Source organism: Nocardioides sp. F233 (genome assembly GCF_057813895.1).
The window spans coordinates 653,519-666,024 of sequence record NZ_JBVASH010000002.1; the positions used below are offsets into that span (position 1 = coordinate 653,519).

Genomic DNA, 12,506 nt, shown 5'->3' on the forward strand with positions numbered 1-12,506 from the left:
AGACATGACTGCAACGGTTGAAGAGACCACCGCCAGCGGTGCGGCCTCGGTGGGTCGGATCGCTCGGGTCATCGGCCCGGTCGTGGACATCGAGTTCCCGACCGACGCGATGCCCGACATCTACAACAAGCTCGAGGCCGAGATCACCCTCGACGGCGAGACCACGGTCCTGCCGCTCGAGGTGGCCCAGCACATCGGCGACGGCATGGTCCGCGCCATCTCCCTCAAGCCGACCGACGGCCTGGTCCGCGGCCAGACGGTGAGCAACACCGGCGGCCCGATCACCGTCCCCGTCGGCGACGTCACCCTCGGCAAGGTGTTCAACGCCACCGGTGACTTCCTCAACCTCGAGGCGGGCGAGACCGTCGAGGTGACCGAGCGGTGGGGCATCCACCGCAAGGCGCCGGCGTTCGACCAGCTTGAGTCGAAGACCCAGATGTTCGAGACCGGCATCAAGGTCATCGACCTGCTCGCGCCGTACGTGACCGGTGGAAAGATCGGCCTCTTCGGTGGTGCCGGCGTCGGCAAGACCGTGCTCATCCAGGAGATGATCGCGCGAGTCGCCAAGAACCACGGTGGTGTGTCGGTGTTCGCCGGTGTCGGCGAGCGCACCCGTGAGGGCAACGACCTGATCGTCGAGATGCAGGAGGCCGGCGTCTTCGACAAGGTTGCCCTGGTCTTCGGTCAGATGGACGAGCCGCCGGGCACGCGTCTTCGCGTCGCGCTGTCCGCGCTGACGATGGCGGAGTACTTCCGCGACGTCCAGGGCCAGGACGTGCTGCTGTTCATCGACAACATCTTCCGGTTCACCCAGGCGGGCTCCGAGGTGTCGACCCTGCTCGGCCGCATGCCGTCCGCCGTGGGCTACCAGCCCAACCTGGCCGACGAGATGGGCACCCTGCAGGAGCGGATCACCTCGACGCGCGGTCGCTCGATCACCTCGATGCAGGCGATCTACGTCCCCGCGGACGACTACACCGACCCGGCCCCGGCCGCGACCTTCGCGCACCTCGACGCGACGACCGAGCTCTCCCGAGAGATCGCGTCGCTGGGTATCTACCCGGCCGTCGACCCGCTGACCTCGACCTCGCGGATCCTCGACCCGCAGTACATCGGTCAGGCGCACTACGACTGCGCGATCCGCATCAAGCAGATCCTGCAGCGCAACAAGGAGCTCCAGGACATCATCGCGATCCTCGGTGTCGACGAGCTCTCCGAAGAGGACAAGATCATCGTGTCCCGCGCGCGTCGTATCCAGCGGTTCCTGTCGCAGAACACGTACGTCGCCAAGCAGTTCACCGGCATCGAGGGCTCGACCGTGCCCGTGGCCGAGACCATCGAGGCGTTCAACAAGATCGCCGACGGTGAGTACGACCACGTCGCCGAGCAGGCCTTCTTCATGTGCGGTGGTCTCGACGACGTCGAGCGCAACTGGGCCGAGATCCAGAAGAGCCTCTGATCATGGCTGACACCACGGTCGAGCACCTGCACGTCGAGCTCGTCGCTGCCGACCGGACCGTGTGGTCCGGTGACGCGGCGATGATCATCGCGCGCACGCTCGAGGGAGACATCGGCGTGCTGCGCGGCCACGCGCCCACGCTGTCGCTGCTCTCTGCCTCGGTGGTCGAGATCCAGGTCGCGAACTCCAACCAGCTCGTGGTCGTCGCCGTCGACGGTGGCTTCCTCTCGGTGGCCAACGACCGCGTGTCGATCCTGGCCGAGCGGGTCGAGCTCGCCGAGGACATCGAGGTGTCCCAGGCGCGCATCGACCTCGAGGAGGCCAAGCGGCTGCTCGACTCGAGCAACGAGGCGGAGCAGCGTGTCCGTCACGCCGAGGCGCGGATCCGCGCCGCGGAGAAGGTCTCGTAGAGGGTCACTGATACGCAGATGGCATGGTGGGAGTGGCTGCTCGACATCTGTGGCGCCCTCCTGCTCCTGTGTGTGCTGTACGGCGCCGGACTCATCGTCCGGCGCCGTACGCTCTCCCGGAACGGTGGCACCTTCGAGCTCAGTCACCGCTTCCGCACCTCCACGGCCTCGCGAGGCTGGATGCTCGGTCTCGGCCGGTACTCCGGAGAGACGCTGGAGTGGTTCCGCGTCTTCACCCTCTCGCCGCGCCCGAAGCGGTCCTGGCGTCGTGACGAGCTCTCGTACGACGGCCGCCGTGAGCCCGTCGGCACCGAGCAGGCCTCCCTGTACCCCGACCACCTCGTGATCCGCTGCCACTCGCCCCAGGGCGAGGTCGAGCTGGCGATGAGCGTCTCGTCACTGACCGGCTTCCAGGCCTGGCTCGAGGCGATGCCGCCCGGCACCGACTGGAACCGGCGCTAGTCTCCGACTGTGGATCCGACCTGCGCCGAGGTCACCGTCGGGTCGCGGACCGGACGCACGGTCCTCGCCGCGGCGATCCTCGGCTCCTCCCTGGCGCTGCTCGACAGCACCGTCGTCAACGTCGCGCTGCGCCGGATCGGCGAGGACCTCGACGCCAGTCTCGGCGAGCTCCAGTGGGTCTCCAACGGCTACCTGCTCAGCCTCGCGTCGCTCACCCTGCTGGGCGGCTCGCTCGGTGACCGCTTCGGACGGCGCCGGATCTTCATGACCGGCGTGCTGGGCTTCGCCCTCACCTCCGTCGCCTGCGGCCTCGCCCCGACGGCTGCCGTCCTGATCCTCGCTCGGGTCGCGCAGGGCGTCGCCGCCGCGCTGCTCGTGCCGGGCAGCCTCGCCATGATCCAGGGTGCGTTCGCGCCGTCGGACCGGTCGCGCGCGATCGGTACCTGGTCCGGGCTCGGCGGCGTTGCGACCGCGATCGGTCCCTTTCTCGGCGGGTGGCTGGTCCAGCAGGCCAGCTGGCGCTGGGTGTTCCTGATCAACCTGCCCGTCGCCGTGCTGACACTGGTCGTCGCCCGTCGGGTGCCCGAGACCCGTGACCCGTTGGCGGTGCGGGGCTTCGACCTCTCCGGAGCGGCGCTGTGCGCACTCGCCCTGGGTGGTCTCACCTATGCGCTGATCGAGTGGACGACCGCGCCCACGGTCGCCGTGGCCGCGCTCCTGGTGGGCCTGGCGTCCGGGGTCGCCTTCTGGTTCGACGAGCGTCGCTCGCACGCGCCCCTGCTGCCGCCGGGGCTGTTCGCCTCCCGCCAGTTCAGCGCTGCGAACGCGATGACCCTGCTGACGTACGCCGCCCTCGGCGGCGTCCTCTTCTTCCTGGTCCTGCAGCTGCAGACCGTCGCCGGTCTCGGCCCGCTCGAGGCGGGCCTGTCCACGCTCCCGATCACCATCGTGATGCTGCTGCTCGCCGGTCGCGGCGGGGCCCTCGCCGGCCGGATCGGGCCGCGGCTGCCGATGACCGTCGGCCCGCTGCTCTGCGCTGTCGGCACGCTGCTGCTCAGCCGCATCGACGCCGACCTCGACTACTGGACCGAGGTCGCCCTGCCGCTGACCGTGTTCGGGCTCGGGCTCGCCGCTCTGGTGGCTCCGCTGACCGCGGCGGTGCTGGCCGCCGTACCCGACGAGCACGCCGGCGTCGCCTCGGGCGTCAACAACGCCGTCGCCCGCGCCGGCTCGTTGCTGGCGGTGGCGGCGCTGCCGCTGGTCGTCGGGCTGGCGGGTGCCGACTACCAGCGTCCGGAGGTCTTCGACGCGGGCTACCGCACGGCGATGCTCTGCTGCGCCGGCCTCCTGGTCGCCGGGGGAGCGCTGTCCTGGCTGCTGATCCGCAACCCGGCGCCGGACGTCAGCGCCGCACCCGCACCCTGACCACGGCGGACGTCGCCGCGGCCGTCCGGTCGTCGCCCGCGAACACGACGCGCAGGCGGTGCTTGCGGATCCCCTTCAGCCGCACCCTGAGCTGGAGCGTCCCGCTCGCCGGCACGGTGAGCTGGCGCAGGCTCTTCCGGCCGTCGAGCAGGCTCACGGTGTCGGGGACGGACAGCGTGACCGTGAGGCGGATCCGGTGGCCGAGGTGGACCTTCGCCCGGTTGGCGGTGAGGGTCAGGGTCGGGGTGACGCGGACGACCTCGACACTCGCGTCGTCGGTCACGGTGGGGGAGCCCGGGGCCTGGGGAGTCCAGGACGCGTGCAGTACATGCGATCCGACCGCGAGGCCGGCCGCCAGGTGGAAGAGCCATGCACCGTAGTGGCTCGCCGCGTCGACGGGCAGAGGTGTGCCGTCGACGGTAAGGGAGACGTTCCCGAACACGGCATCGGTGCGGAGCCAGACGTCTTCGCTCATGCCGAAGGGTGCCCTGGCGGGCGCGAGGATCTCCACGTGCGGGTCCGAGATCGTCGTCTGGAGATACTTGGTCCGAGCGGTCGCGCTCGGTAGGTCCCACGTCCAGTCGACTGCGGCCGTGCACGAGAAGTAGAAGCCGATCTCCGCACCCGGGTCGAAATGGCCCGCGAGGTCGTGGGTGTAGCCGAACGAACCCGACGGGGATGCGGTGCGGATGCCGTCGAGGTCGAGGTGGCTGCCGGGCTTGGAGGTGTCCCAGACGTCGATGGAGACCGGTGACGACGCCGGGCAGCCCACACCGATCATGGGCACCGACGCGTCGGGTGCGATCGGTCCGCTCACGAGCAGGGTGAGCGCGGGGGCCGCCGCGAGGGCGGGTCCCGCCACGACTGCTACGCCGCAGCCGGCGAGCGCGAGCGCGACGACGAGCCGCACGACGGTCCTCATGGCCCGGATTCTCCCGCGGCGCGAGACCCGCGGACAGGTCCCAATTGACCAGGTCAGTCCTCGAACAGCCCGCGGATGTCGTCGGCGCCGATCGACGTGCTCATCGCCCCGTCTCCGTCGATGACCTGTGCGAACAGCTCGGCCTTGCGGGCCTTGAGCTCCATCACCTTCTCCTCGATGGTGTCGGTCGCGACCAGCCGGTAGACGTGGACGTGGCGGGTCTGGCCGATCCGGTGCGCGCGGTCGACGGCCTGCGCCTCGGCGGCGGGGTTCCACCACGGGTCGAGCACGAAGACGTAGTCGGCCTCGGTGAGGGTCAGTCCCGTGCCGCCTGCCTTGAGGGAGATCAGGAAGACGGGGGAGCCGCCGGAGCGGAACTTGTCGATGACGCCGGCGCGGTCGCGGGTCGTGCCGTCGAGGTAGGTCGTCGCGATGCCCACGTCGTCGAGGCGCGAGCGGACCCGGGTGAGGAAGGACGTGAACTGGCTGAACACCAGTGCCCTGTGGCCCTCGGCGGTGATCTCGGCGAGGTGCTCGACGAGCACGTCGAGCTTCGCGGAGCCGACGGTCTCGTGCTCGTCGTCGACGAGGGCGGCGTCGAGGGCGAGCTGGCGCAGCTTGGTCAGGGCACTGAAGATCGCGACCCGGTTGCGGTCGAAGTCCTCGACCAGCCCGAGGATCCGCTGCCGTTCCTTGGCCAGGTGGGTGTCGTAGATCTTGCGGTGGGCCGGCTCGAGGTCGACCTGCAGCACCTGCTCCTGCTTGGGCGGCAGGTCGTCGGCGACCAGCTCCTTCGTGCGCCGCAGCAGGAACGGCTTGATCCGCGCCCGGAACCGGTCGAGCACCACCTGGTCGCCGTCGCGCTCGACCGGCCGGACGACCTTCTCCTGGAAGGTGCGCGGCCACGGGTACAGCCCGGTCACGGTGATCGACAGCAGCGACCACAGCTCCATCAGCCGGTTCTCGAACGGCGTGCCGGTGACGGCGAGACGGAACGGCGCGGAGACCGTGCGGATCGCCTGGTAGGTCTTGCTCTGGTGGTTCTTGGCCTGCTGCGCCTCGTCGAGCACCAGCCCGGACCAGGCCAGGTCGGCGTACTCCTCGTGGGCCAGCCGCAGCAACGTGTACGTCGTCACCACGATGTCGTGGTCGCGGGCCAGCGCCGCCACGTCGTCCGTACGACGAGCGGCGACCGCGACGCGCAGCCCGGGCGCGTGCCGGGCGGCCTCGGTGGCCCAGGCCGTGACGACGCTGGTCGGTGCGACGACGAGGAAGGGCGCGTCGAGGGGGCGCTCGGCGCGGGCGTGGGTGATCAGGGCCAGCACCTGGAGCGTCTTGCCGAGACCCATGTCGTCGGCGAGGACCCCGCCGAGGCCGTGCTGCCACAGGAACGCCAGCCACCAGAAGCCCTCGCGCTGGTAGCTGCGCAGATCGGTGACCAGTCCGCGCGGCTCGGGTTGCGGGATGTCGGTGAGGTCGCGCAGGGCCTGTGCGCGCTCGACCCACTCGGCGACCTGGGCGTCGACCAGCCCGGTCTCGGCGAGCTGGGCCCACAGGCCGAGGTCGTGGTGGCCGATGCCGATCCGGTTGCCCTCGCGCTCGCGCAGCTCGGCGGCCGCCGTGACGACCTCGCGCAGCCGGTCGAACTCGGGGCGGTCGGTGGTGACGTAGAGCCCGCTCGGCAGGACCAGGAACTCCAGGTCGAGGGTCAGCGCCGCGAGCACGTCGGGCAGTGGGATCTGCTCGCCGTCGACGCTGACGGTGACGGCGAGGTCGAGCCAGTCGGTGGTGCTGGACTCGGACTCGGGCTCGACCAGGTCGAACCGGATCTCGGGCGCGATGTCGGCCTCGCGGAAGTCGGGCCGCTCCTCCTCGACGACCCGGACCCCGTCGATGTCGCGCAGGTGGGGCAGGTCGTGGATGGCCAGGGTCAGTGCGTCGCCGTCGGTGACCGTCGAGACCTGCAGCAGCCCCGGCGGGACGGTCGCGAGCAGCGTCTGCTCGGCCGCACGGTCGCGCACGCCGCCGAGGGACTCGCGGCTGGTGAGCGGGCAGCTCCGCTCGGCGTCGTCGCCGTACTGCCAGTGCCATGCCAGGCCGGCCTTGGTCGAGGTGTGCCACGACACGGTCAGCACCAGCGTCGGCGCCAGCGGGTCGGGCAGCTCGACCGACGAGGCGTCCGCGCGCACCGGCACCAGCCGCATCAGGCCGGGCAGCGTCTCGCGGAAGTCGGCGAGGTCGGCAGGCGGGACCAGGATCGGTGGCCCGTCGACCAGGTGGCGCAGGGCGGGCGGCACCGGGGTCGTGGTCGCCGCGACGACGAGGTGGCCGCTGTCGTCGAGCAGCCCGACGACCGACGCGGGGGAGCCGACCAGCACGACGGACTCGTCGCGCCAGGTCCGGTCGCCGAGGGTGACGACCGCGCGCATCGTCGTGCCGCCGTCGACGTCGCCGAGCTCGGCCACCACCTCGGCCGGCTCGTCGGCCACCTCGACCGAGACCAGGGGACGGGCGGCGAGCAGGGCGACCCCGGCGTCGCGGGCGTTGCGCAGCGCGCGGACGACCTGGTCGCCGAACTCGTCGAGGGCGGGGGAGACCCCGGCCGGGGAGTAGCCGCGGTGGCCGGCCCACTGGGTGTGCAGCGCAGCGAGAGCGTCGGCCTGCCGCTGCACGAAGCCGCGCGGGCTGCCGCCGACGTCGCTCCACTCCGCGCCGCTCTTGATCCAGGGCTTGCTCCTGCCCTGGCGCAGCGGCCGCACGCGCAGCGTCGGACCGGCCGATCGGTAGCTGCCGCGCCCGCGGTCGAGGGTGACCTCGAGTGCCAGTCGCACCTCCTCGCGGACCGACGGCTGCTGCCGCTCGAGCTCGCCCACCAGGCGCTCCACCGAGCGGCGCCACGCGGCCTCACCGGCCGGCTGGGTGAAGGTCTGGCGCAGGGTCAGCGCCAGCGCGGCGCCGTGCTTGCACACCGAGCGCACCGGGCACGTGCACACCGTGAACACCCAGCCCGCGTAGCTCGCGTTGGGCGCCTCGACGTGCAGCTGGACCTGGTACGGCGCATCCCGGCTCCCCAGGACCTCCGCCGTCGCGGTCACCGACGCGGCCGAGCGCATGCCGATCTCGGGTCGTCGTACGCCTCCGGCGGCGACGATGCTGCGGGCGCGCTCCAGCGTCCCGGCGTCGAAGTGGCGCGCCAGGAAGTCGTCGGTCAGCTCGGCGAGGACGTCCACGGTTCCCTCATCGTGGCACGCCCCGCCGACGAATCCCTGATCCCCGCGAGGGGGTGGTCACCGACCGGTGCGGCGCCGCTTCCCGGTGCCCTCGGGGAACGGCCAGGGGAGCGTGATCGAGCCGCCGACGGGCAGGGCGGACCAGCGGGCGGCGAAGTCGTCGTACCGCGCGAAGAGCCGCTGCAGCAGACCCGGATCGACGCCGCTGGCGTCGACGGAGCCGGGCCACGCCGGGTCCGGGCGTCGGCGTTCGCGGACGACCTCCCACAGGGCGACCGTGAGCGACGCGAGCCGCTCCGATCGCGCCATGTCGGCGGACTCCTCGGGCGTCGGGGTGCGCCGCTTCCTCAGCGACGTACGACGCGCGGCCGGATCGACCGGCCAGAACATCCCGTCGTCCCCGTCGGCCGCCGCGAGCCGACCGTAGACGCCGCCGCGGATCCCGTCCTCCGCCTCGACCAGCAGGTGGGCGACGTCGTGCGGCACCGCGTCGCTGTGGCCCGGCCCGTTGCGCGGTGCGAGGGCGGCACCGACAGTGCGGTCGACGGCGATCTCGTAGCGCCCGGCGAGCTTCGTGAAGGTCACGTCCACCGGCCCCATCGTCCGGGGGCGTCCCGGACGTCGCAACGGGTTATCGGAGCCGGGTCAGTCGGTCTGCTCGCGCTCGGCGGCGTACCCGCGGTCGCCGCCCGGCACCCACAGCACGTCGCCGACCTCGCGGTTCGCGTGCCGGGCCAGGATGAAGAGCAGGTCGCTGAGCCGGTTGAGGTAGGTGATGGCGAGCGGGTTCATCGTCTCGCCGTGCACGGCGTTGGCCGCCCAGGCGGCCCGCTCGGCGCGCCGTACGACGGTGCGCGCGACGTGGAGGTGTGCCGCCGCGGGGGTGCCGCCGTTGAGGATGAAGGACCGCAGCTTCTCGAGGTCCTCGTTGAAGTGGTCGCACCACTTCTCGAGCCGGTCGATCGAGGCCTGCTCGATCCGCAGCGGCGGGTACTCCGGGTCGGGCACGACCGGGTTGCACAGGTCGGCACCCACGTCGAACATCTCGTTCTGGATGTGGGTGAGCACGGCGACGACGTGGTCGCTCAGCCCACCGGTCGCCACGGCCACCGCGATCTGGGCGTTGGCCTCGTCGACGGTCGCGTAGGCCTCGAGTCGCAGATCGGTCTTCGACGTCACGCTCATGTCGCCCAGGCGGGTCTCGCCGGCGTCACCGGTGCGTGTGTAGATGCGGGTGAGGTTGACCATGCCTCGGAGGGTAGCCCCGGCCGCGCTCGGAAAAAGATCGGCCCGGCATGCAACCGATCGGACTGCCAGAGCGTCATGGTGGGTAACAGGCGTGTGGGGCGCCTGTCCGGATCGATCTCGGGAGGGAACCATGGGAGCACGGCAGTCCACCGCCATCCGTGTCGAGCACGTTCTCGGCGAGCCCATCCTGGTCCTGGCAGGCGATCTCGACGTGCGCAGCACGGGTGAGCTGCGTGCGGCGGTGCACGAGCACATCCGTGTCTGCGGCACCGACCTGATCAGCCCGGTCGTGCTCGACATCAGCGCCGTCGGCTCGATCGACGCGACCGCCCTCAAGGTGATCGCCGCCGCCAGCCGACAGGCCCAGCGCTACGGCGTCCGCGTGGTGCTGCGTGGCGCCCAGCCCGCCGTCCGGCGGATGCTGCACCTCACCCACCTGATCCGGCTGATCGAGGTCGAGCGGGAGCCGATCCCCGCCTGAGCCTCCCGGCGTTGTGGAGAACCCCACACGGACGGCGGTTACCAAGCGGTAGCGATCGGCCTACGCTTCGGCGTATGAGCACCTCGCCCGACGCAGCCGGCACCGCCGGGAAGGCATCGCACGCCAAGGACCGCCCCTGGGTGATGCGGACCTACGCCGGTCACTCGACCGCCGAGGCGTCCAACGCGCTGTACCGGACCAACCTGGCCAAGGGCCAGACGGGCCTGTCGGTGGCCTTCGACCTGCCGACCCAGACCGGCTACGACCCGGACAGCCCACTGTCGCGCGGTGAGGTCGGCAAGGTCGGCGTACCCGTGCCGCACCTGGGGGAGATGCGCAAGCTCTTCGACAAGATCCCCCTCACCGAGATGAACACCTCGATGACGATCAACGCGACCGCCATGTGGCTGCTCGCGATGTACCAGGTCGCTGCGGAGGAGCAGAACCCCGACCTGTCGCCGTCCGAGGTCGCCCACCAGCTCGCGGGCACGACGCAGAACGACATCATCAAGGAGTACCTCTCGCGCGGCACCTACGTGTTCCCGCCGGAGCACTCCCTGCGCCTGATCGGCGACATGATCGCCTACACGGTCCACGAGATCCCGAAGTGGAACCCGATCAACATCTGCAGCTACCACCTGCAGGAGGCCGGCGCGACGCCCGTGCAGGAGATCGCGTACGCCATGTGCACGGCGATCGCCGTGCTCGACCAGGTGAAGAACTCCGGCCAGGTCTCCGACGACGACTTCGAGAAGGTCGTCGGCCGGATCTCCTTCTTCGTCAACGCGGGTGTCCGCTTCGTCGAGGAGATGTGCAAGATGCGCGCCTTCGTCGAGCTGTGGGACGAGATCACCCGCGAGCGCTACGGCGTCACCGACGAGAAGATGCGTCGCTTCCGCTACGGCGTCCAGGTCAACAGCCTCGGCCTCACCGAGGCGCAGCCGGAGAACAACGTCCAGCGCATCGTCCTCGAGATGCTCGCCGTGACGCTGTCCAAGAGGGCCCGCGCCCGCGCCGTCCAGCTCCCCGCGTGGAACGAGGCCCTCGGCCTCCCGCGTCCGTGGGACCAGCAGTGGTCGCTGCGCCTGCAGCAGGTCCTCGCCTTCGAGTCCGACCTGCTCGAGTACGAGGACATCTTCGACGGCTCGCCCGTCGTCGAGGCCAAGGTCCAGGAGCTGATCGCCGGCGCCAAGGCCGAGATCGACCGGGTCCAGGCGATGGGTGGCGCGATCGCCGCCGTCGACTCCGGCTACATGAAGCAGGAGCTGGTCTCCGCCCACGCCGCACGCCGCGGGCGGATCGAGGCCGGCGAGGAGATCATCGTCGGCGTCAACAAGTTCGACACCACCGAGCAGAGCCCGCTCACCGCGGACCTCGACGGCGCGATCATGGTCGCGGACCCCGAGGCCGAGAAGTCGGCCCTCGCCTCCGTCGAGGCGTGGAAGGCCCAGCGGGACCAGGGCGAGGTGGACGCGGCCCTCACTCGCCTGGCGGACGACGCCAAGTCCGGCACCAATCTGATGGCCGCCACCCTCGCCGCCGCGCGTGCGGGCGCGACCACGGGGGAGTGGGCCGGCGTGCTGCGCGAGGTGTTCGGCGAGTTCCGCGCCCCCACCGGCGTCGCCGGTGCGGTCGGCGTCGCCGAGGCCGGTGCCGAGCTGACCGCCGTCCGCGAGGCCGTTCGTACGACGGGCGAGGAGCTCGGCGGCCGCCTGCGCCTGCTCGTCGGCAAGCCGGGCCTCGACGGCCACTCGAACGGCGCCGAGCAGGTCGCCGTACGTGCCCGCGACGCCGGCTTCGAGGTCATCTACCAGGGCATCCGGCTCACCCCGGAGCAGATCGTCGCCGCGGCCGTCGCCGAGGACGTCCACTGCGTCGGCCTGTCGATCCTCTCCGGCTCCCACATGGAGCTGGTGCCGGCCGTGCTCGACGGTCTCCGTGCAGCCGGGATGGACGAGGTGCCTGTCATCGTCGGCGGGATCATCCCCGAGTCCGACGGCAAGGCGCTCATCGAGCTCGGTGTCGCCGCGGTCTACACGCCGAAGGACTTCGGACTGACCGAGATCATGGGCGGGATCGTCAACGTGATCCGCCGAGCCAATGGTTTGAGCTGAGTCGCCGCCCCTTGTAACTAAGTGTTACGCACGCCATTTGGGGCTCATGTGGCCAGAGTGGTGGACAACCGAGCCGTAACACTTAGTTACAAGTCGCCCGCCACGATCACTCGAGACAAGGACTCGGGGTCGCGGCCGACGACCGTCGTACCGTCGGACGCGGTGAGGATCGGGCGCTGGATGAGCCTGGGGTGCGTGGCCATCAGGTCCAGCCACTGCGCACGGTGGTCCGCAGCCTTGGCGGGCAGGGTGACGCCGAGCTTGCCCGCGTCCGCCGTGCGCGCGATGTCCCAGGGCTCGAGCCTCAGCCGGGCCAGCACGTCCTCGAGCTCGGCGACCGTCGGCGGCTCGTCGAGGTAGCGGCGGACGGTGTAGTCGACGCCGGCGGCCTGCAGCTCGCTCTCGGCGGTGCGGCACTTGGAGCACGCGGGGTTCAGCCAGATCTCGATCACGACCGGAACCCTAGTGTCCCGGACCACGTGTGAGCCGCGTCACGTCAGTTAGGTCTGCCTACCCTCAATCGCTTACCCTCGTTCTGTGGGCAAGGACAAGAAGAAGTCGAAGGGGAAGGTGCGCAAGCTCCCCAAGACCAAGTGCTGCGTGTCGAAGTCGCGCTGCGGTCGCTGCCCCCTGCGCATGCTCAAGGAGGGCACCCTTCCCGAGGGCTACACCGTCAAGAAGCGCGTGCTCGTGCGCGCCGACGGCAAGAAGGTCACCAAGAAGAGCCTGCAGAAGGCCGCCTGAGCCTTCGCCCG

At 70.8% G+C, this 12,506-nt stretch carries 12 protein-coding genes; 7 read left to right on the plus strand and 5 right to left on the minus strand.

What is annotated here, in order from left to right:
* Positions 1-4 precede the first annotated feature (4 nt).
* The 4 genes from atpD to ACZYRU_RS09555 are packed head-to-tail and all read left to right on the plus strand — an operon-like array spanning position 5 to position 3,756.
* Positions 5-1,459, plus strand: a complete 1,455-nt coding sequence (atpD, locus tag ACZYRU_RS09540; protein WP_488956846.1) for a F0F1 ATP synthase subunit beta — start codon at positions 5-7, stop codon at positions 1,457-1,459.
* A 2-nt stretch (positions 1,460-1,461) separates the two neighbouring features.
* Positions 1,462-1,869: a F0F1 ATP synthase subunit epsilon gene (locus ACZYRU_RS09545; RefSeq protein WP_488956847.1), complete on the plus strand. Its 408-nt coding sequence runs from the start codon at positions 1,462-1,464 to the stop codon at positions 1,867-1,869.
* 18 nt (positions 1,870-1,887) lie between these two features.
* Entirely contained in the window at positions 1,888-2,331 is a 444-nt protein-coding gene (locus tag ACZYRU_RS09550) for a DUF2550 domain-containing protein (protein WP_488956848.1), read from the plus strand.
* Positions 2,332-2,340: 9 nt separating this feature from the next.
* A complete protein-coding gene (locus ACZYRU_RS09555; protein ID WP_488956849.1) occupies positions 2,341-3,756 on the plus strand; it encodes an MFS transporter in 1,416 nt (471 codons plus the stop codon).
* Here ACZYRU_RS09555 and ACZYRU_RS09560 read toward each other — a convergent pair.
* Genes ACZYRU_RS09560 through ACZYRU_RS09575 form a run of 4 tightly spaced genes read right to left on the minus strand, consistent with a single transcriptional unit; the run spans position 3,734 to position 9,156 of the window.
* Positions 3,734-4,678, minus strand: a complete 945-nt coding sequence (locus tag ACZYRU_RS09560; protein WP_488956850.1) for a hypothetical protein — start codon at positions 4,676-4,678, stop codon at positions 3,734-3,736. The two genes, ACZYRU_RS09555 and ACZYRU_RS09560, sit on opposite strands and share 23 nt — an antisense overlap.
* Positions 4,679-4,731: 53 nt before the next feature.
* Positions 4,732-7,908 carry a DEAD/DEAH box helicase gene (locus ACZYRU_RS09565; protein ID WP_488956851.1) on the minus strand — a complete coding sequence of 1,059 codons (3,177 nt, stop codon included), beginning with the start codon at positions 7,906-7,908 and terminating at the stop codon, positions 4,732-4,734.
* Positions 7,909-7,965: 57 nt separating this feature from the next.
* On the minus strand, positions 7,966-8,499 hold the full coding sequence (locus tag ACZYRU_RS09570; RefSeq protein ID WP_488956852.1) for a hypothetical protein: 534 nt from the start codon (positions 8,497-8,499) through the stop codon (positions 7,966-7,968).
* A gap of 54 nt (positions 8,500-8,553) precedes the next feature.
* Entirely contained in the window at positions 8,554-9,156 is a 603-nt protein-coding gene (locus ACZYRU_RS09575; protein ID WP_488956853.1) for a cob(I)yrinic acid a,c-diamide adenosyltransferase, read from the minus strand.
* Positions 9,157-9,286: 130 nt separating this feature from the next.
* Between ACZYRU_RS09575 and ACZYRU_RS09580 the strand changes: the two genes are divergently transcribed.
* Together ACZYRU_RS09580 and ACZYRU_RS09585 are read left to right on the plus strand one after the other, a co-directional pair.
* On the plus strand, positions 9,287-9,637 hold the full coding sequence (locus ACZYRU_RS09580) for an STAS domain-containing protein (protein ID WP_488956854.1): 351 nt from the start codon (positions 9,287-9,289) through the stop codon (positions 9,635-9,637).
* Between the two features lie 74 nt (positions 9,638-9,711).
* On the plus strand, positions 9,712-11,751 hold the full coding sequence (locus ACZYRU_RS09585) for a protein meaA (protein WP_488956855.1): 2,040 nt from the start codon (positions 9,712-9,714) through the stop codon (positions 11,749-11,751).
* Between the two features lie 86 nt (positions 11,752-11,837).
* Here the strand turns inward: ACZYRU_RS09585 and ACZYRU_RS09590 are convergent, their stop codons facing one another.
* Entirely contained in the window at positions 11,838-12,203 is a 366-nt protein-coding gene (locus ACZYRU_RS09590; RefSeq protein WP_488956856.1) for an ArsC/Spx/MgsR family protein, read from the minus strand.
* Between the two features lie 85 nt (positions 12,204-12,288).
* Between ACZYRU_RS09590 and ACZYRU_RS09595 the strand changes: the two genes are divergently transcribed.
* Entirely contained in the window at positions 12,289-12,495 is a 207-nt protein-coding gene (locus ACZYRU_RS09595; RefSeq protein WP_282426349.1) for a hypothetical protein, read from the plus strand.
* Positions 12,496-12,506: the final 11 nt, after the last annotated feature.